At 69.3% G+C, this 17,860-nt stretch carries 22 protein-coding genes; 10 read left to right on the top strand and 12 right to left on the bottom strand.

Annotation, left to right across the window (positions count from 1 at the left end):
- Positions 1-33: 33 nt before the first annotated feature.
- The 4 genes from ACH9D3_RS13990 to ACH9D3_RS13975 all read right to left on the bottom strand — a co-directional run bounded on the left by ACH9D3_RS13990 (position 34) and on the right by ACH9D3_RS13975 (position 2,318).
- Entirely contained in the window at positions 34-315 is a 282-nt protein-coding gene (locus tag ACH9D3_RS13990) for a hypothetical protein (RefSeq protein WP_396398846.1), read from the bottom strand.
- Between the two features lie 17 nt (positions 316-332).
- Positions 333-1,052 carry a GAF domain-containing protein gene (locus ACH9D3_RS13985; RefSeq protein ID WP_396411399.1) on the bottom strand — a complete coding sequence of 240 codons (720 nt, stop codon included), beginning with the start codon at positions 1,050-1,052 and terminating at the stop codon, positions 333-335.
- A 156-nt stretch (positions 1,053-1,208) separates the two neighbouring features.
- Entirely contained in the window at positions 1,209-1,589 is a 381-nt protein-coding gene (locus ACH9D3_RS13980) for a hypothetical protein (RefSeq protein WP_396411398.1), read from the bottom strand.
- A 9-nt stretch (positions 1,590-1,598) separates the two neighbouring features.
- Positions 1,599-2,318 carry a GAF domain-containing protein gene (locus ACH9D3_RS13975; protein ID WP_396398849.1) on the bottom strand — a complete coding sequence of 240 codons (720 nt, stop codon included), beginning with the start codon at positions 2,316-2,318 and terminating at the stop codon, positions 1,599-1,601.
- A gap of 673 nt (positions 2,319-2,991) precedes the next feature.
- Between ACH9D3_RS13975 and ACH9D3_RS13970 the strand changes: the two genes are divergently transcribed.
- Together ACH9D3_RS13970 and ACH9D3_RS13965 are read left to right on the top strand one after the other, a co-directional pair.
- The gene (locus tag ACH9D3_RS13970) at positions 2,992-4,332 is read left to right on the top strand and encodes a hemolysin family protein (RefSeq protein WP_396398850.1); all 1,341 of its coding nucleotides are present in this window, start codon (positions 2,992-2,994) and stop codon (positions 4,330-4,332) included.
- 232 nt (positions 4,333-4,564) lie between these two features.
- Positions 4,565-5,899 (top strand): TerC/Alx family metal homeostasis membrane protein, encoded by a 1,335-nt coding sequence (locus ACH9D3_RS13965; protein ID WP_396411397.1) that lies wholly within the window; start codon positions 4,565-4,567, stop codon positions 5,897-5,899.
- A gap of 196 nt (positions 5,900-6,095) precedes the next feature.
- Here the strand turns inward: ACH9D3_RS13965 and ACH9D3_RS13960 are convergent, their stop codons facing one another.
- Complete coding sequence (locus ACH9D3_RS13960) at positions 6,096-6,347, bottom strand: SDR family oxidoreductase (RefSeq protein WP_396411432.1); 252 nt, start codon at positions 6,345-6,347, stop codon at positions 6,096-6,098.
- Between the two features lie 64 nt (positions 6,348-6,411).
- Between ACH9D3_RS13960 and ACH9D3_RS13955 the strand changes: the two genes are divergently transcribed.
- A complete protein-coding gene (locus ACH9D3_RS13955) occupies positions 6,412-6,978 on the top strand; it encodes a TetR/AcrR family transcriptional regulator (RefSeq protein WP_396398853.1) in 567 nt (188 codons plus the stop codon).
- Between the two features lie 43 nt (positions 6,979-7,021).
- Complete coding sequence (locus ACH9D3_RS13950) at positions 7,022-8,203, top strand: SGNH/GDSL hydrolase family protein (RefSeq protein ID WP_396411396.1); 1,182 nt, start codon at positions 7,022-7,024, stop codon at positions 8,201-8,203.
- A 261-nt stretch (positions 8,204-8,464) separates the two neighbouring features.
- Here the strand turns inward: ACH9D3_RS13950 and ACH9D3_RS13945 are convergent, their stop codons facing one another.
- Positions 8,465-9,352 (bottom strand): DoxX family protein, encoded by an 888-nt coding sequence (locus ACH9D3_RS13945; RefSeq protein ID WP_396411395.1) that lies wholly within the window; start codon positions 9,350-9,352, stop codon positions 8,465-8,467.
- Positions 9,353-9,443: 91 nt separating this feature from the next.
- Here ACH9D3_RS13945 and ACH9D3_RS13940 point away from each other — a divergent pair, with 91 nt between their 5' ends.
- Entirely contained in the window at positions 9,444-10,025 is a 582-nt protein-coding gene (locus tag ACH9D3_RS13940; protein WP_396411394.1) for a WHG domain-containing protein, read from the top strand.
- A 207-nt stretch (positions 10,026-10,232) separates the two neighbouring features.
- On the top strand, positions 10,233-10,493 hold the full coding sequence (locus ACH9D3_RS13935) for a hypothetical protein (RefSeq protein ID WP_396411393.1): 261 nt from the start codon (positions 10,233-10,235) through the stop codon (positions 10,491-10,493).
- Here the strand turns inward: ACH9D3_RS13935 and ACH9D3_RS13930 are convergent.
- Positions 10,469-11,017, bottom strand: a complete 549-nt coding sequence (locus ACH9D3_RS13930; RefSeq protein ID WP_396411431.1) for an EamA family transporter — start codon at positions 11,015-11,017, stop codon at positions 10,469-10,471. The genes ACH9D3_RS13935 and ACH9D3_RS13930 overlap by 25 nt on opposite strands.
- Positions 10,900-11,448, bottom strand: a complete 549-nt coding sequence (locus ACH9D3_RS13925; protein WP_396411392.1) for an EamA family transporter — start codon at positions 11,446-11,448, stop codon at positions 10,900-10,902. Before ACH9D3_RS13925 ends, ACH9D3_RS13930 begins: the two co-directional genes overlap by 118 nt.
- Positions 11,449-11,698: 250 nt before the next feature.
- Between ACH9D3_RS13925 and ACH9D3_RS13920 the strand changes: the two genes are divergently transcribed.
- Together ACH9D3_RS13920 and ACH9D3_RS13915 are read left to right on the top strand one after the other, a co-directional pair.
- Entirely contained in the window at positions 11,699-12,208 is a 510-nt protein-coding gene (locus ACH9D3_RS13920) for an antibiotic biosynthesis monooxygenase (RefSeq protein WP_396411391.1), read from the top strand.
- A complete protein-coding gene (locus ACH9D3_RS13915) occupies positions 12,171-13,013 on the top strand; it encodes a PhzF family phenazine biosynthesis isomerase (RefSeq protein WP_396411390.1) in 843 nt (280 codons plus the stop codon). The genes ACH9D3_RS13920 and ACH9D3_RS13915 overlap by 38 nt, the downstream gene beginning before the upstream one ends.
- Before the next feature lie 300 nt (positions 13,014-13,313).
- On the opposite strand, the gene ACH9D3_RS13910 is transcribed toward ACH9D3_RS13915, so the two are convergent.
- From ACH9D3_RS13910 to ACH9D3_RS13895, 4 genes are all read right to left on the bottom strand, one after another.
- A complete protein-coding gene (locus tag ACH9D3_RS13910; protein ID WP_396411389.1) occupies positions 13,314-13,523 on the bottom strand; it encodes a hypothetical protein in 210 nt (69 codons plus the stop codon).
- A gap of 68 nt (positions 13,524-13,591) precedes the next feature.
- Positions 13,592-13,810: a hypothetical protein gene (locus tag ACH9D3_RS13905; RefSeq protein ID WP_396411388.1), complete on the bottom strand. Its 219-nt coding sequence runs from the start codon at positions 13,808-13,810 to the stop codon at positions 13,592-13,594.
- Positions 13,811-14,039: 229 nt separating this feature from the next.
- A complete protein-coding gene (locus ACH9D3_RS13900; protein ID WP_396411387.1) occupies positions 14,040-14,660 on the bottom strand; it encodes a hypothetical protein in 621 nt (206 codons plus the stop codon).
- 211 nt (positions 14,661-14,871) lie between these two features.
- Positions 14,872-15,435, bottom strand: coding sequence for a hypothetical protein (locus tag ACH9D3_RS13895; protein ID WP_396411386.1), 564 nt, complete (start codon positions 15,433-15,435; stop codon positions 14,872-14,874).
- A 237-nt stretch (positions 15,436-15,672) separates the two neighbouring features.
- Here ACH9D3_RS13895 and ACH9D3_RS13890 point away from each other — a divergent pair, with 237 nt between their 5' ends.
- Together ACH9D3_RS13890 and ACH9D3_RS13885 are read left to right on the top strand one after the other, a co-directional pair.
- Positions 15,673-16,116 carry a hypothetical protein gene (locus ACH9D3_RS13890; protein ID WP_396411385.1) on the top strand — a complete coding sequence of 148 codons (444 nt, stop codon included), beginning with the start codon at positions 15,673-15,675 and terminating at the stop codon, positions 16,114-16,116.
- Between the two features lie 735 nt (positions 16,117-16,851).
- Positions 16,852-17,817 (top strand): TIM barrel protein, encoded by a 966-nt coding sequence (locus tag ACH9D3_RS13885; RefSeq protein WP_396411384.1) that lies wholly within the window; start codon positions 16,852-16,854, stop codon positions 17,815-17,817.
- Positions 17,818-17,860: the final 43 nt, after the last annotated feature.

Genomic DNA, 17,860 nt, shown 5'->3' with positions numbered 1-17,860 from the left:
CGATGCCCTGCTCCACGATGCCCGAGGGCAGGCTCACTGCGCTCCCAGGTTGTCGTCATCGGCGTTGTCACCGTCGACGAGATCCGAGGCGTAGGGGGCCTGTGGCGGGGGGATCCGGGCGATCAGCTCATTGGCCGCATGGGCCAGCAGATCCCGCTGGAAGGGCGGCAGGCTGAAGGACTGGTGCAGATAGGCATCGACCTCGGTCTCCCCTGCCTCCCCACCGAGGCTGAAATAGTGCAACCACAACTGTTCCCGGGCGATCCCGGCACGGCGGATGGCCTGGCGCAACTGGCGGGCCTGTTCGCGGGCCATGGCATCATCCACCACCGCTAGGAGTTCGTGTCGAGGGAAGGGTCCAGGACCGCCCGGGCGATCTCGAGCAGGGGACGCCCTTCGGCCCGGGAGGTCTTCAGCAGCGCGACCCGGGCGTGGTGCTGATCCAGACCGCGGCGTTCCATCACGATCCCGGTCGCCACGTCCACCGTGGCGCGGTCCGTCAGGGCCGTGCGCAGGGCCTGGCTGAGCTGGTGCGGGGCCTCGGAGGTCTGCGCGGCACCGAGCAGCGTCGCGGCCGCCGCCGCCAGCAGGCTCAACCGCCGCTCGTCCGCGGCGGTGAACCCGTCAGCGGTGGTGGTGTAGACCTTCAGCGCCCCGATGCAGTGGTCCCTGTACAGCATCGGAGCGCTCATCGCCGAGCGGATCCCCAACGGGAGAACCCCCGCGCACCAGCCCCGCCACCGGGTCTCGGTGGCCGTGTCATCCACCCGTTGCAGGGCCTCGGTGGCCCACGCGCTCAGGCACGGGCCCTCGCCGAGTTCGTACTGCAAGGTGTCGGCGGTCTGAGCGACCGCATCCGTGGTGCCGGCGGACATCGTGTGCCCCTGGTCGTTGATCAGCGAGGCCCCGGCCCCGATCGCGGAGTCCACCACGTCCTGGGCGACTCGGGCCAACTGCTCCACCGCCGACGTCGCGCTCTCCTGGCTGAGCAGCATCCCCTGGATACGGGCGAAGACGGTGGTCAGCTCCGTGCCCGAGAACTCGATTTCCACGGTGACCTCCCCGGTCCCACGGACCCGCTCCACGTTCCCCGGCGGCTGGGAGCACAGGGGATGATCCGCTCGATGACTGTCCTGGCACTCCAGGATACTCCCGGTCCGTCCAGTGATGAGGCGGCACGGTGGGCCCGCTCCGGGGAGATCGTCCCCCTACGGTGCAGTGCCGTCCGGGCCCCCGTCGCCGTCGGCCCCACCTGCCCCGTCGGCCGTCTCCTTGCTTTCGCCGTCGGCCGTCTCCTTCTTTTGGCCGTCGGCCGTCTCCTTCCTCTCGCCGTGGAGCAGCTCCCAGGAGTACGGGGCGTGGCCACCGGCCCCGTGGTCGATGAGCTCGTTGGCCGCACGGGCCAGCAGGTCGCGTTCCCAGCGCGGCATCCCGAGGGCGTGGTGGAGATAGGCGTCGATCTCCACCTCCCCCACTTCCCCTCCGAGCCGGAAGTAGTGCAACCACAACACCCCTACTCCGATGCCGGCCACGTCCAGCGCCCGGCGGAGACGCTGAGCCTGCTCGGACCCCACCCCGTCGTCGTCCACGACGGGGCCCTACCCTTCCCGGTCCGCCGGGCGGGCCAGGGTCTGGCGGGCGACGTGGGCCAGGGGGCGGTCCTGGAGCACCGCCTCAGCCAGCAGCGCGGCCCGCGCCTCCTGGACATCGGTGCCGTGACGCTCCATGAGCACCCCGACCGCGACCCCCACCTCCTGCCGGTCCGCCAGGGCCGACTGCACGGATGCGCTGAGCCGGTGCGGAGCATCGGTGGGTTGAGCACAGCCCACCAGGACTGCCACCGCACCGGCCAGTAGGCCCAGAGTTCCCTCATCCTCCGCGGTGAACGCGCCTGGCTCACCGGCGTAGACCTTCATTGCCCCCACCCTCCGGTCCCCGTGCACCAGTGGGGTGCTCAGCACCGAGCGGATGCCCTGGGCGTGCGCGGTCGCGCACCACTGCGGCCAGCGGATCTCGTCGGCGGTGTCGTCGATGCGCACCACTGCTGCGGTGGCCCAGGCGCTCAGGCACGGGCCGTCTCCGAGCTCGTACTGCAGGGCGTCGGCGGCGGCGGTGAGGGCGTCGGTGGCCCCGGTGGATCGTGCCCGGCCGCTGTCATCGAGCAGTGTGGCCCCGGCCCCGACGGCACTGCTGATCATGGCGCGAGCAACCTCGGCGAGCTGGTCCACCGCTGTGGTCGCGTGCTGCCGGCTCAAGAACATGCCCTGGATACGGGCGAACGCCACGCTCAACTCGGGCACAGAAGGATCAGGGGTCATGAGGTCTCCAGTGGTCGTGATGACGACCGGAGGTCACGTCTCGGCCTCGGAAACCTCCCGGCTCAGCGGGGTGCGTCTCCGTAGTTCGCCCTGGTCCTGACCTTCCAGCTTACGCCGCATTCCACCGCCCACCATTCTTCGTCTCGGTGCTCCGCAGCACCCGCCGTGATCTCCCCGCGGCCCCACCGCCTCAGAACGGCCATGAAGCACGTCGACGACCCCCTGCTGCACCGTGGTTCGCTTCCGACCGGCCAGAGGTACAGTCGAAGCTCGGATTCCTCCTGCGTCCGGCGTCCACGGACCGACCAACGACTGCGCGGCCGCACCTCGGGCCTGGGCTGGGCCCACCCCGCGGACACGTCGTGTCGGACGTCACCTGATCGTGCGGCAGCCTCCTGCGGGGGCGGGTGCTGGCGTCCGGGAACACGTGGGCCACGTCGGCGGGTCCGTGCAGCGACAGGTCGGTGCGCCGGGGACGTAGGGGCGCAGCGCTCCGTGGGTGTTCTCGTGGAGGCGGGCTGCCGAGGGGGCTGGTCGGGGCGGTGGAGGAGACCGACATCCCGGTGGTTCTCGGCCGGGAGCGGTGGGCGGTCGCCTGACGCGCCCAGCGCCTGCCGGGCCCTCGGCCCGGCAGGGCGGTGCCCCTGATCACCGGGCCGGTACCGTGGATTCCATGGACTCCGACACCCTCGTCAACCTTGTGCTCGTGCTCGCCTTCGTGGTGATCGGAGGTGTCTTCGCCGGCACGGAGATGGCGATCGTGAGTCTGCGGGAGAGCCAGATCAAGAAGATCGAGCGCTCCGGCCGCCAGGGCGCCCGCACCGCCGCCCTGGTCCGGGATCCCAACTTGTTCCTCTCGGCCGTGCAGATCGGTGTGACCGTGGCCGGGTTCTTCTCCTCCGCCTACGGGGCCTCGACCATCGCCCCGGACATCGCCCCGCTGATCGAGCAGGCCGGCCTCTCGGCTTCTGCGGCCCAGACCGTGGCGCTGATCGGGATGACCCTGGTGATCGCCTACCTCTCCCTGGTGTTCGGGGAACTGGTGCCCAAGCGTCTGGCCATGCAGCGCTCCGTGGGGTTCACCCGGGTCCTGGCCCCACCGCTGAACCTGTTCGCGAAGCTGATGCGCCCGGTGATCTGGTTGCTCTCGGCCTCCACCAACACGGTGGTCCGCCTGCTCGGCGGGGACCCGCACGCGGCCACAGAGGAGGTCTCCGCCGACGAGATCCGGGAGATGGTCGTGGACACCCGTGGCATCGGCCCGGTGTCGCGGTCGATCCTCACCGACGTCTTCGAGGCCGGAGACCGGCGTCTGGTGGAAGTCATGCGCCCGCGCACCGACGTGCACTTCCTGGACGGCACCCTGCCCGTCACCCAGGCCTACCGCACGGCCCTGTCCCTGCCGCACTCCCGCTACCCCGTCACCGGGGAGGACATCGACGACATCCTGGGTTTCGTGCACATCCGCGACCTCGTGGTGGCCGACGCCGACGGTGACGGGGTGATCGAGGCCCCACCGCGCACCCTGGGCGAGATTGTGCGCCCGATCCCGTACCTGCCCAAGACCAACCACGTGCTGCGCACTCTGCAGTACATGCGCAAGGAAGGCCACCACATCGGACTCGTGGTCGACGAGTACGGCGGCACCGCCGGCATCGTGACCCTGGAGGACCTCGTCGAGGAGCTCGTGGGCGAGATCTACGACGAGTTCGACACCGGACCGCGCGAGCACGAGGACACCGTGCTGCGCAAGGGCGAGGCCGTCCTGGTGGACGGCGGGCTGATCATCCAGGAAGTGCCGGCCGAGACCGGCCTGACCATCCCCGAGGGTCCCTACGAGACCGTGGGCGGGTTCGTCATGGAGCGGCTGGGTCGGGTGACCCGCCCCGGCGACGTCGTGGAGGTGGACGGGTACCGGCTCGAGGTCCTGGCCACCGACCGCACCCGCGTGGAACGGGTCCGGATCACCCGCCTGCCACCGGCCGAGACCACGGCGACCGATCCGGCCGGCTGAGGGCCACGCGGTCCGGGGTGTGTCGTTCATGACGGGGGCGGCACGGGGTCTCGTATAGAATCGGGAGAGCTTTAGGGGAGTATCCCTCAGCGTTGCGGACGTCAGTACGTCGGGAGATCGATGCCCGGCCGGACGCAGCGGCCCAGCTCGGCAGCACGGACCTCAGAGGTCCCGGCGGAGCGGCGGAGAGACTTACGGCGGTCCTGTCCCCGACCCCGAAAGCACACCTCCCATGGACGTCTCCACCACCGTGTGGGCCGTGACGATCGTCGCGATCGTCGGCCTGCTGCTGTTCGACTACGTGTTCCACGTGCGCAAGGCCCACGAGCCCCAGCTGAAGGAAGCCGCGATCTGGTCGGCGATCTACGTCGGTCTCGCCCTGCTGTTCGGGCTGTTCGTCCTCTTCCAGTGGGGCGGGGTGTACGCCGGGGAGTACTACGCCGGCTACATCACCGAGAAGGCCCTGTCGGTCGACAACCTCTTCGTCTTCCTCATCATCATGGCCTCCTTCAAGGTGCCCCGGGCGGACCAGCAGAAGGTCCTGCTGTTCGGCATCACGTTCGCCCTGATCGCCCGCACCGCGCTGATCTTCGTGGGCGCCACGCTGATCAACCAGTTCGCCTGGGTCTTCTACGCCTTCGGGCTCATCCTGCTGCTCACGGCCGGCTCCCTGATCAAGGGCGAGCTCTCGGGCTCGGCGCACGACGAGGCGGACAACTTCGTGGTGCGCCTGGCCAAACGCTTCATCCCCACCACCGACCACTACGACGGCGACAAGCTCTTCACCATCCACAACGGCAAGCGGGCGATGACCCCGATGCTGCTGGTCATGGTCGCCATCGGCGGCACCGACATCCTCTTCGCCCTGGACTCGATCCCGGCGATCTTCGGCCTGACCCAGGAGACCTACCTGGTGTTCACCGCCGTGGCGTTCTCGCTGATGGGCCTGCGCCAGCTGTACTTCCTCATCGACGGTCTCCTGGACCGGCTCATCTACCTCTCCTGGGGCCTGGCGATCATCCTGGGCTTCATCGGCGTGAAGCTCATCATCCACGCCCTGCACGAGAACAACCTGGCTTTCATCAACAACGGGCAGCACGTCGACGTCGTGGAGATCAGCATCGGGCTGTCCCTGTCCGTGATCATCGGCGTGCTGGTGATCACCGTCCTCGCCTCCCTGTTCAGCCCCAAGGGCCGGGCCGTGCGCATCATCAGCACCCTGCAGACCGTCGCCGAGCAGTACGTGTCCCTGCCCCAGGACGCGTCCCCCGAGGAGCGACGCCGCCTCGCCGCCAAGGCCGCCCGCTACCAGGAGAAGATGCCGTCCATCTCCCCCCGGTACCGGGACGAGCTCATCGAGTCCGAGAAGCACTTCCACGAGCTGCTGGACCGCACCCACGGCAAGCACCACGAGTACGAGCGCACCGGGGTGGGCCCGGAGCCGGAGTCCCTGCCCACCATCAGGGCCGAGTCCGGGTCCGCAGAGGAAGCGCGGGCCGACACCCAGGCCTCCGCCGGGGCCACCGCCCCGGACACCCGGCGCGGCAGCGACGGCAAGCCCGTCTGAGCCCGTCCGAGCCCGTCCACGGTGAGGGGACCGCCTCTGCGGGACGCGGAACCCTGCCGACGGACGAGTGACGCGGACGCAGCCGGTCACCTGTCCGGCCGGGCGGCTTCGCTGGGCTCGTCAGCCGTCGGTCGGCCTCGCGTGCGGGGCCGTGCGGAAGAACCCGACAGTGCCGTCGCGTCCTTCGCCGGGCGTGTCAGCGCTCGCCGGTGAGCCGCTGGGTTGTTCCGGTGGCGCAGGAGGCGTCGTCGGAGAGCAGCCAGGCCCCCGCTCCGGCGATCTCCCCGGGTCGCCCGACCCGGCCCATCGGCGTCGTCGCGGCGACCTCGGCCGGCCGGTCCGGGTCCCGGTGGCACCTCGTCCACACCGTGCCCGGGGCCACCGCGCCGGCCCGGATGCTGTCCGGCGCCAGGTCCTGGGACCAGGACCTCGAAGCAGCCGGACGCAGACCTCCAGCACCTCGGTGCTAGCCTATGACCTGTAGGCAGTTTCTGAGTGGTTGAAGGTTGGGGATGCGGGCAGGACTCTCTCCGGAACGGATCGTCGAGGCCGGTCTGGAACTGGCGGACACCGCCGGCTTCGCCCACGTCACCGTCTCGTCGGTGGCCCGGCAGGTCGGCGTGAGGTCGGCCAGTTTGTACTCGCACATCGAGGACCTGCACGACCTGAGGACGCGGATGGCGCTGCGGGCGCTGGACGAGCTGGCGCAGCGGGCGTCCCAGTCCCTGGCGGGGCGGTCCGGGGCCGACGCGCTGGCGGCCCTCGGCAACGTGTACCGCGACTACGCCCACGAGCACCCCGGACGCTTCACCGCCGCCCGGTTCCCGCTGGACACCGACACGGCCATGGTCAGCGCCGGGCCGCAGCAGACGGCGCTGATCCGGGCCGTCCTGCGCGGCTACGCCGTTCCCGAGGCCGAGCAACCCCATGCGGTGCGGCTGCTCGGCAGCACCTTCCTGGGCTACGTCACGCTGGAGCTCAGTACGGGATTCAGCCACAGCGCACCGGACGGCGAGGCCAGCTGGAGGCGCATCCTCGAGGTCCTCGACCACACCCTGCGCCACTGGCCCAGGACCTGAGCCACTGATGCCGGACACCACACGCCGCGGAAGGACCATGCCGATGCACGACCGAGACCGCACCACCCCCGTCACCGAGGAGCTCCTCCATGGCATCGTGGAGCTGGAGCGCACGGACGACGGGGTGATCCCGCACCGCCTCTCCGCCCGGGCCCGCAACCAGGCCCAGAACCCGCAGCTGGCCATGGCCGAGTCCCAGCCCTCGGGCGCGCGGCTGCGCTTCGCGACCGAGGCGAGTCGCATCGAACTCCGAGGGCGCGCCACACGCTTCCGGTACGAGGGAGCACCATCGCGCCCTGCCGGCGTCTTCGACCTGCTGGTCGACGGCCGGCACACCCGTCAGGCCAGCCTCGAGGCCGCGACCGTGGTGAGCATCGACATGACCACCGGCGACCGGCAGATCGCACAGGGGGAGATCGACGGCGTCGTCTTCGACGACCTTCCCCGGAGACCCAAGACGGTCGAGCTCTGGCTGCCGCACAACGAGACCGTGGAACTGGCCGGGATCCGCTCCGACGCCCCCATCCGACCGCTACGGGACCCTCGCCCGGTGTGGGTGCACCACGGCAGTTCCATCAGCCACGGTTCCAACGCGGGGCACCCCACCGGCACCTGGCCGGCGGTCGCCGCGCTACGGGCCGGTCTCCATCTGCTCAACCTGGGCTTCGGGGGCAGCGCGCTGCTCGACCCGTTCACGGCACGTACGATCCGCGACTCCCCGGCCGAGCTGATCAGCGTCAAGCTCGGGATCAACCTGGTCAACCTCGACGTGATGCGGCTCCGGGCCTTCGGGCCCGCCGTGCACGGGTTCCTCGACACGATCCGTGACGGCCACCCGCGCACCCCGCTGCTGGTGATCTCTCCCATTCTGTGCCCGATCCACGAGCACACCCCGGGCCCTGGCGCCTTCGACCCGGACGCCCTCGCCAGGGGCGAGCTGAGGTTCACGGCGACGGGCGAGCCCGGCGAGGTCGCCGCCGGCAAGCTCTCCCTGACGGTCATCCGTGACCACCTGGCACGGATCGTGACGGAGCGGGCGCACGACGATCCGCATCTGTTCTACCTCGACGGACGCGAGCTCTACGGCGAGTCCGACGCGCAGGAACGTCCCCTGCCCGATGCTCTCCACCCCGACGCCACCACGCACCTGCGGATCGGCGAGCGCTTCGCCGACCTCGCGCTCAGCCCAGGTTCGCCCCTGGCCACCGATCGACGTCCCGGCTGACCCAGGTCCTCGGCACACGACCGGGGACCCGAGCAAGACCGGGAGCTCCCACAGATCTCGTGGATTGCCAACCGCCGACCGGGCGCAGGTCCAGCACAGGGCGTCCGGCTGCCTTGTCACCCCAGGGGACGGTTCAGGGGCGGCCCCACCGGGTGGGACGCCCACGGGCCACCCATTCCGCGGCACCACGGTCCATGGACTCAGCGGGAGCCCCTGCCGGGGTGTTTCCGGCAGAGGCTCCGTTGCGACTGCTGTCGCGGGCTACCGCTCCGCGGTCGTGGCGTCGAGCATTCCTCTGACCTCGGGCCACGTCGCGGGTGCCTGCGCGGCAGGGAGCGTGCGGAAAACCGACTCCTGCAGATGCGGCCGGTAGGTCCGCATGACGTGGGCGTGGAGTGCGGAGCGGGTGTAGCAACGCATGGCGTCCTCATCCGTCCATGCGGACCAGGTCCAGAAGGTGGCGGTCAGCGGCTGGGCGGCGAGATCGAGCCAGAGGGCCCCGGATGCTTGTCGCAGAGCCCGTCGCAGTCGGAACGAGGCGAGGAGGAAGCCCGGCACGTGCCTGGCTGAGCGCAGCTGGAGCCGGGAGACGAGCACGGTGCCGGCGCTGGTGGCCTCGGGCGTCGCCGCGGCGGGCCCGTAGGCCCGGGGCAGGACGGCGGTGAGCTGACCGAGCGAGTCGCTGAGCACCGCGCGACGCCAATGGGTGACCACCACAGCGACGGCGGCCGCGATGTAGAGCAGCTGCATGGCGGTACGGGGCAGCAGAGCGGTGGCCGGTTCCCCGGCCAGCGTCAGTCCGGCGGTGGCGGCGTAGACGTTGGCGGGGAACATCGCCACCATCAGCAGCGCCAGCCCAGCTGCTGCCCAGGCGGCCGTCCTCGGCAGCAGCAGGCCGATGGCGCCGGCGAGCTCCAGCACCCCGGTGACCGTCACGAGCAGCTCAGGGTTGGGCAGGACGGGCGGCACCATCGCGACGAGGTCCTGGCGCAGGCCCGCGAAGTGCGACACCCCGGTGACGAGGAACATCACGGCGAGACCTCCACGGAGAGCCAGGGGTACCGCCTCCCGCAGGCGGCGACGCCCGAGAAGTGCGGCGACGCCGAGTGCTGCCAGGGTCGCGGTCAGGAAGACGAACAGGACTGACATGGTGCCCTCCTTGACATTCCATCTTGTCACTGACAAGACTGCGCCTCCGGTCGCATCTTGTCAATGCCTAGATATGGGATAGGGTGCAGGAATGACCCCCCGCGCGTATCACCACGGCGACCTGCATCGCGCGGTGCTCGACGCCGCTGTGCAGGCCGTGCTCGAGGTGGGGCCCTCCCAGTTGAGCCTGCGGGACCTGGCGCGCCGGGCGGGGGTCTCCCACGCGGCCCCCGCCTATCACTTCGGCACCAAGGCCGGGCTCTTGACGACGCTGGCGGCAGAGGGTTTCCAGATGCTCGCGGAGCACCTCACCGAGGTGCTCGAACGCACCGGCAGCTTCCTCGAGGTCGGTGTCGCCTACGTGCACTTCGCGGTCGAGCACCGAGCACACACCCAGGTCATGTTCCGCCCGGATCTCTACGAAGCCTCCCGTGCCGACGTCGTCCAGGCGCGCGCCGCCGCCGCCGAGGCGCTCTCCGCAGGGGTCGCGACCTTGCCGCCCGACGTGGTGGGACCGGATCCGAAGGTCGCCGCTCTCGCCGCCTGGTCCCTGGTGCACGGTTTCGCGGACCTGTGGCTCGGCGGAGCGTTCAGCGAAGGGAACGGCGGCGATCTCGACGAGTCGGCCCAGGCGGTGGCTCGGTTCCTCTTCGACAACGGCACGGCGGAATAACTGGAGGAGATCATCCACAGGGGCTCCTGCGTTTCCGTGGTGCCCTTGCTGACGGGCCGCTGATCCGGTCCATGGTCCGCTGGACCACTCCTCCACCGGTGGCCGGGTCTGCCCGTGCCTCGACCGAGCCCGGGCGATCCACGGACGCGTCCGGCACATGGCTGGTGCCAGTGCTGGTGGGCGTTGCCACCCTGAGCCCCGTGGAGCGTGCTCAGCGATTTCTGCACCCCGGCCGATCAGGACATGCTCGACCTGGAACCATGGGAACACGTCTCGCTGCTCCCCGACGCACGGCGGGACATCTCCGTCGTCCTCGACGACAGCGGCGATGACGAGCTCGTCGGTGACCGGGTCCGGACAGCCCTCGGGCAGGATGCGGGCCTCCTCGAATCCGTCGAGGACCTGTCGTTGACCCGAGGCGAGGAACCCCCACCGCGCCACGGTCAGCCGCTGATCCGCCAGATGTAGAGCTCCGGGCACCCAACCGCCCCGTCACCAGGGAAGATCCGAGAAGGCGTTCTCACCGCATGAGACGTCCACAGGAGGTGCTCGAGGGGAGGTCGTCCCGGGGCGTCGAGGGACGCATCCTGATCCTGCCCTGGCTGACCAGAAGCGCCAGGATCACGATGGTTCCCCCCGACGATCTCGTTCCAGCGGATCTGTTCCTGGAGGACGAGCATTCCGAGGATCACGCCTGTGATGGGTGTCAGGTAGGTGACTGTCGAGGCGAGGGTCGCACCCCAGGCGTTGATGACGTTGGTGTACCAGACATCAGCGACACCGGTCCCGACCGCGCCGAGCAGGATGATGCTGACGACGACCGCTGGTGACAGGTCGACCGGATCGCGGCCGATGACGGGCGTGAGGGCGGCGATCACCAGGGCGCCGGCGCCGATCTGGCTGGCAGCGACCGTGGTGGCGTCACAGCTGTGGGCCCGGAAGAAACGCCGGGTGTAGGCGAATCCCAGCCCGTAGCAGGTCGTGGCGCCCAAGCATGCCAATTGGGCCGGGAGGTGCGCGTCCTGCAGGTCCGCCAGGAGTCGCCACGGCCCGAGGACGAGGACGATCCCCCGGCAGCAATGATCATCGCTGTCGTCCTGATCCTGGTGAGACGCTCTTCGGGCAGGACGGCCAGAGCGATGACCATCGTCGCGATCGGGGTTGTCGCGTTGAAGATGCTGGACACCCCCGAGGGCAGGTGCTGGGCCGCCCAGGAGAACAGGAGGAACGGGGCAACGCACATCAGGATTCCGAGGGCGAAGAAGTGCGACCACGTCCTGGTGCCCGTCGGCCACCGGCGGCGCGTGACGGTCATGATGAGCGCCAACAGGACCGCTCCTCCCAGCAGCCGGCCGAGCACGACCTGCCCGGGTGAGAGTCCCTCGACCGCGATCTTGATGAACAGGAAGCTCGCCCCCCACACAGCCGCCGCGGCGATGTACTGCGCCCCGATGGACGACGACGTTCTTGCTGGTTGGAGTGACCCCCGTCAGGCGGACGCCACTTTCTGTGTCACGAGCTGCTGCTCATAGTCGGTAAGCCGAGGTTGCCCAGCCGGGAGTGGCGGTAGACAAGCTCGGTCTTCAGGGTGGCGAAGAACGTCTCAGCCATCGCAGTATCAAAGGCCGAACCTACCCGGCCCATCGCGGGCAGGATGCCTGAGGTGCGCAACCATGACAGTTGCACGGCCCCCTTACACCGCGGTGGTCTTCTCCAGCCAGCGGTCAGAAACCGGGCATGCCGACGAGTACGAGCAGACCGCGCGGCAGATGGTGGAGATGGCCCAGCAGCAACCGGGATACCTCGGCGTGGAGGGTGCACGCGGTGCTGACGGCTTCGGCGTCACCGTGTCCTACTGGGAGACCCCGCGGCACGCCCAGGCGTGGAAAAGGTCACCGAGCACGTGGCGGCTCAACACCGAGGAGCTCGGGACTGGTATGCCGAATACACGGTGCGCGTGGCCACGGTCGAACGGCAGTACGGCAACCACCGCAGCCCGGGTGACCTCGACTGATCGGCAGCACCCCACCCCACCCCCCTGCTCAAGGTTGCAACCGGTTCAAGAATCCGGGGGATCCCTGCCGCACCACCAGCGGGGCGGCACTGCGGGCGGCATCCGATGGTGGGTCCTCTACGCTTCAGGATGTGATTCGCAGATTTCGTCAGGTCGATGTGTTCGGTGAAGAGGCGTGCACGGGCAACCCGGTGGCGGTGGTGCTCGACGCGCAGGGTCTCGATGACGAGACGCTGCGGCGGTTCTCGGTGTGGTCGAACCTGTCCGAGTGCACCTTCGTGCTCCCGCCCACCACGGCTGGTGCGGACTACCGTGTGCGCATCTTCGCCCTGAGCACCGAGCTGCCTTTCGCCGGGCATCCTACGCTGGGGACCGCCCGGGCGTGGCTGGATGCCGGGGGCGTGCCGGCGACCCCGGGGGTGCTCGTGCAGCAGTGCGGGGCGGGTCTGGTGCCGGTGCGCGTCGACGGGCAGCGACTCGCCTTCGCGGCACCACCCCGGATCCGTTCGGGTCCCGTCGAGGCCGACCTGCTCACGGCCGTGATCGAGATCCTGGGTGTGGATCCGGGCAGGGTCGTGGACGCCGAGTGGCTCGACAACGGGCCAGGATGGGTCGGGGTCCTGCTCGACAGCGCCGACACCGTCCTGGAACTGCGCCCGGATGCTTCGGCTCATCCGGGACGTTGGGACATCGGAGTCATCGGTCCGCACGCTGCGGGCGCACGGCTGAGCTTCGAGGTGCGTGCGTTCTTCACCGAAGGAATCGAGGCGCTGCGGGAGGATCCGGTGACCGGAAGCCTCCATGCCGCCGCTGCGCAGTGGCTCCTGGCCCGAGGCGAGGCGACAGTCCCCTATCTCGCCGCCCAGGGCACCGCCATGGGCCGGCGCGGACGCGTCCACGTCGGTGCTGAGGACGGCACGATCTGGATCGGTGGACGGACCGATGTCGTGCTCTCCGGCACCGCCGCCCCGTAGCCCGAGCTCCGGACAGGGCGGACGACACTGACCCTGCGTCCCGGGTTGCTACGCACGGAGCCGAACATGGCCGTCGGAACTCCGCTCAGGACGACAAGGGGCCTCGTATGCGGTCGCTCACGGTATGGCCGACCTTGTCGGTAACGAGCACTCACGGGTCTCGTCCGAAAGGGCGGGAGAAGGGCAGGAAGTAGACCCGGAGTCTCGCCATACGCGCCATCTGCGCCCCGCGGAGGAACCTCAACTGCACCGATGCATGCACAGCGACCGGCCAAGGCTTCGGTGGTGCTCAGCTTCGCACTAGGGGTCGCGTCCCAAACGCTCGTAGAGCCGCTCCATGCGCTCTTGGTACTCCCGGTCGTGCCTCTTGAAGCCTCGCCAGTTGACCAGCGCCATCGCCACAAGACCGAGACTGCCCAGCGCCGTGGTCCAGGAGTCGCCCTCAACAATTGCGAGAACCACCATGGCCAGGAACCAGAGGACGCACACGACCACGAAGCCGCCGCTCATCGGAGCCCTTCCGGTTGCTGGAATGCTTCTTCTCTGCGATGTGGCACCTGATGGCAGACGACTGCGCGTCACTGGGGAGCTGCCTTCCTGATCCGGCGCAACCGGAAGAGTTGCACCGCGACGAGCGCGCCGAACATCGACGCCATGACACCGATCATGATCACCATGACCGCCGTGCCGAAGGCTTCGCCACCCAAGGCCCACACCGCGGCCCCCGCACACACCGCGAGCCGAGCCTCCACGGGAGCGGCCGCTGGGAGGAGCCAGATGGCCAGGAGAGCAGCCACCCCGGCCGGCATCGTCAGCACCCCGCCGGCCGGCCGAAGTCCCCTGCCACGGTCCCGGTCGGGCCTATCCATCCTGTTCCCCTGCCTTGGACGGTTCAGCGCCCAGTCCCCTTAAAGCCGATGATGGCATCGAGTGTGCACATGTTAAACCGTGCCATTGGCGGCCGAGGAGTGTGCGCTTGTGGGGACAGAAGCTCGCACGCTCGAGAAACCACGTCGGCGGCGGACCTCAGGAGCCCGCCCCCCTGGGAAGTGACCCTGGTGAACCGAACTGTCGACGGTCGGCTCGCGCCCCCATCACGTAGCTGAGGCTCATCACGAAGAACGCCAGGAAAGCCCCCAGCGACTGCCCGTCCCGCTCGACCGCGGAGAGCACACCGAAGGCACCGAAGAGCACGGAGCCGACCACACCGACCCCGATCATGGCCTGCACCCGGTGAGGACGTGTGGCGATGAGCTGGGCGTAGCGCTGTTGTTGCCGCGGTTGCTCGAACAGCGTCGCCACGGGGAACGCCACGAGGAACGGGAACAGCGCGACACCGGCCATGGTGGGCTCGTTCCAGGTGCTGAGCAGCATCAGCACCCCGGCGATCGGCCACCACACCAGCATGATCCGGGTGGACCGTCGACGGCTCAGCTGCCGGGGAGCCCGGCGCAGGACACCGCCGATGAGCAGGACACCGAGAACGACCGCCATGGCCCCGGTCAGCACGCCCAGCCAGGGGGCGAAGAGCTCCGAGGTGGCCGACGAGGTCAGGTGCCCCAAGCTCCACGACAGGGGCACCGTCCCCACGGCGATGATGACCAGCCCACCCAGCACCGTCAGCTGCGCCCACCGTCGCTGTTGCACCCGCCACCCCCATGTTCGGACGGACCCCGCCTCACCGCCCGGTACGAACATTCATCATATGTGCATAGGTGAACGGTTGTTGTTGCGAAAAGGGATGCGCTGTCAGCCCTCGGGTCATGTCAGGAACCCCTCGTGCAATGCTGCGGACCGTGCAGATCGTCGAGGCTGCGGCAGTTCCCGCGAGTTGTGGCACCTCGCGCAGGTCCCTCGATCACTGTCGCTGAGGCTGCTGCCCGTCGGTTCGCGCCGGAGCGTGCAACACCGTCAGATAGGTCAGGCTTCGGCGGAGCCGAAAGGCGGAGACCAGCGCCATGCCTATCGGGGCGCCGAGAAAGCTCGCCCACGGAGCTTCCGGCTGGACGAGCATGCCCGACACGACGCCCAGGGCGAAGGAGGTGAGCACCACGAACGCCTGAATCTCGGTGCAGGCGATCATCGCCGCGGTGGTTCGCACGCCCGGGTCCACCGGCACCTCCCTGGTCTTGGTGACCGAAGAGAGCGCCCACTTCCACCGCTCCTGGCTGACCCGCTTGTCCGGCCGAGGCTGCGGCGACTGCACGAGATGCTGGATCAGCCAGGTCAGGGCGAAGAGCGAGAAGACGGCCAGGAGCCACCACCCGTCGCCCGTTTCATCAGGCAGGACTGCGGCCACCAGTGGAGGGCTGGCCAGAGCAAAGAGGACAGCCGGTGTGGAACGCATCGCCACCTGAGCGGCCGTGGGCACCGCAGGGCTGTCGATGGGTTCGACGTGGGGTTCTGCGCCGCTTCTCGTCACTCCCACGACGCTACGGGCCGGTTTGCGAGGGAACCACGACGCACAAGAGGGGAACCCCAACCGCAACGCAGCGCGTGCCTGCGCCGCCGTGGCCAGGGCTGGGCCTGTGGGATGCACGGACCGGCGCCGCACGGCTCTCATGCCGGCATCCTGCCTCTTCCGCCCGCGCCATCCGGCGCCCTGCCCCATTACCCGGTGCCTGTTGGCCATCCGCGCCGTGGTCACTACCGTGAAGACATGGACGGCAACGACGCACTGCCTCGCACCGAATCGACAGCCACGGCGACTCCCGCGACCCGAGACCGTGGCTCCGGCCGGCGCGAGGCACTGGTCCTGGCGAGCTGGACGCTGATCGGCGGCCTCTTCATGATCGCGGTCCTCCACCTCGGCGCCGACCTGTGGGGCGGGGCCGGCGGCCCGGTCATCTTCGGCGGCCTCATCGTGCTGGTCATGCTCGGCAACTTCACTCGCGCACGCACCCGGACAGTACGCCCCCGGCACTTCGGACTGGCAGAGGGAATGGCCGCCCTGTGGCTGGGCATGGGCGGCGGCATCGCCACCCAGGCCCTCGGCAACGACACCGGCAGCGGGGTGCCGCTGGGCACCGCTGTGATCGCGGCTGCTGTGCTCACCGCCCCGCTGTTCGCCTGCTCGATGTGGCTGGCCGCACGAGTCCGGTGAACCGCGGTCATACCATCCGCACGTCCCGGCCACCGCTGCCCCGAGTACCGCGCCGGGGCAGTTCCATGCCTGTCGACCGGCCGGTGCGGAACCGGCCGCGGTGATCGACGGAACTCCGGTGGCCCCGTGTTGTTCGCTCCCCCTGGAGATCCAGCGGTGCTCCTCGACCGTCCCGGCGGACCTCGCCGCGCCTGGGTCTATGACTCTGGCCATCTTGCGGCAGACCAGACGGACACAGTGGAGTCCGTCCGCCTGTCACCGCTCGGTGACCTTGCCCCTCTTGCCCGGTGGGTGCACAGGACGGGCGGGAAACCTGGCACCATGGGCGGCTCAGTCTGGTGATGTGCAGCGGTGCGGAAGGACCGATCAGCCGAGGCCTCCGGCCGGATTGGAACCTCAGTCGCATCGTCGTCGACGCAGGCAGTGTCCGGCCGCCGGCCAGAGGCACAGCCGGAGGGTCCGAGCTGCTCCGGCACCCGCTGCCCGCGGCGCAACCCGCGTTGCCCGGTCCCTGCGGATCGATCCGACGTGCGCTGAACCCCTGGACTCGGCCCCTCCGCCGGCCTGCCGGGGACTTCTGTGAAGACGAGTCGTCCAGGCCACCGGGTGCTTCTCGGGAGACCTTGTCGACGTCCCGTTGTCCAGTGCACTAGTACGTACTAGTGTGCTGGACAACACTCTTTCCCTCTGCTGTGTACTGTCCACGCGCACCGTTAGAACTGTGAGGAACCACCTATGAAGCTCGGACTCATCACTGACTCCGTCAGCCATCTGCCGTTCGAACAAGCCCTGGACCTGGCCCGGACCCTGCGGTTGAGCTCCGTCGAGGTGGCTACCGGCAACTGGTCCGAGAGTCCCCATGCCGATCTGCCGGCCCTGGTCTCCTCGGCCCAGGCTCGATCCGAGTTCACCGGGATGATCGCCGACCGCGGCCTGAGTCTCAGCGCGCTGACTGCCAACGGCAACCAGCTGCACCCCGTCAGCGGACCCGACCAGGACCGGGTGGTCCGCGACACCATCAGTGTGGCCGGTGAGTTGGGCGTTCCCACCGTCGTGTTGATGTCCGGGCTTCCCGGAGCGCGCGGTGACACGGCCCCGAACTGGATCACCACCTCCTGGCCGCCGGAGAACCTCGGGGTTCTTGACTATCAGTGGAACGAGATCGCGCTCCCCTACTGGCGGGAGCTGGCTGCCTTCGCCCGGGACAAAGGCGTCCGGCTGGCGGTCGAGGCCTGCGGTGGTCAGCTCGTGCACAACGTCTCCACCCTGTTGCGGCTGATCGACGCCGTCGGTGACGACGTCGTCGGTGCGAACCTGGATCCCTCCCACTTGATGTGGATGGGTGCTGACATCCCCGCCGTCATCCAGGCGCTGGGATCCGCGATCACTCATGTTCATGCCAAGGACATGCGTATCAACAGGCCCGTCGCCTCCCGGGACGGGCTGTTGGACACGGTGCCGATGGAGCAGGCGGCCGACAGGGCCTGGAACTACGTCACCCTCGGGCTGGGACATCCGGACGGGGCCGCCTTCTGGGCCGACTTCGTCTACCACCTTCGCTCGGTGGGCTATGACGGAACGCTCAACATCGAGCACGAGGACACCCTGGTCAACTCCATCGAAGGGGTCACCCGGGCGGCCAACACACTCCAGCAGGTCGTCCTGGTCGAGGCCCCCGACTGGCAACCCGCCGGGATCTGACGCACAGGACTGCCGCACGATCAGGTGTCACCTGATCGTGCGG

It is taken from the genome of Kocuria kalidii (genome assembly GCF_044462225.1).
Taxonomy (GTDB): Bacteria; Actinomycetota; Actinomycetes; order Actinomycetales; family Micrococcaceae; genus Kocuria; species Kocuria kalidii.
The sequence above is the reverse complement of the archived record's forward strand: the minus strand, read 5'-3'. Positions and strand labels throughout refer to the sequence as shown.

What these genes read in the sequence shown, in the direction of transcription:
- ACH9D3_RS13990 (WP_396398846.1), bottom strand. Translation starts at nt 315, where the DNA reads ATGGCCCGCGAACAGGCCCGCCAGTTGCGCCAGGCCATCCGCCGTGCC.
- ACH9D3_RS13975 (WP_396398849.1), bottom strand. Translation starts at nt 2,318, where the DNA reads ATGACCCCTGATCCTTCTGTGCCCGAGTTGAGCGTGGCGTTCGCCCGT.
- ACH9D3_RS13970 (WP_396398850.1), top strand. Translation starts at nt 2,992, where the DNA reads ATGGACTCCGACACCCTCGTCAACCTTGTGCTCGTGCTCGCCTTCGTG.
- ACH9D3_RS13965 (WP_396411397.1), top strand. Translation starts at nt 4,565, where the DNA reads ATGGACGTCTCCACCACCGTGTGGGCCGTGACGATCGTCGCGATCGTC.
- ACH9D3_RS13955 (WP_396398853.1), top strand. Translation starts at nt 6,412, where the DNA reads ATGCGGGCAGGACTCTCTCCGGAACGGATCGTCGAGGCCGGTCTGGAA.
- ACH9D3_RS13950 (WP_396411396.1), top strand. Translation starts at nt 7,022, where the DNA reads ATGCACGACCGAGACCGCACCACCCCCGTCACCGAGGAGCTCCTCCAT.
- ACH9D3_RS13945 (WP_396411395.1), bottom strand. Translation starts at nt 9,352, where the DNA reads ATGTCAGTCCTGTTCGTCTTCCTGACCGCGACCCTGGCAGCACTCGGC.
- ACH9D3_RS13940 (WP_396411394.1), top strand. Translation starts at nt 9,444, where the DNA reads ATGACCCCCCGCGCGTATCACCACGGCGACCTGCATCGCGCGGTGCTC.
- ACH9D3_RS13920 (WP_396411391.1), top strand. Translation starts at nt 11,699, where the DNA reads ATGACAGTTGCACGGCCCCCTTACACCGCGGTGGTCTTCTCCAGCCAG.
- ACH9D3_RS13910 (WP_396411389.1), bottom strand. Translation starts at nt 13,523, where the DNA reads ATGAGCGGCGGCTTCGTGGTCGTGTGCGTCCTCTGGTTCCTGGCCATG.
- ACH9D3_RS13890 (WP_396411385.1), top strand. Translation starts at nt 15,673, where the DNA reads ATGGACGGCAACGACGCACTGCCTCGCACCGAATCGACAGCCACGGCG.
- ACH9D3_RS13885 (WP_396411384.1), top strand. Translation starts at nt 16,852, where the DNA reads ATGAAGCTCGGACTCATCACTGACTCCGTCAGCCATCTGCCGTTCGAA.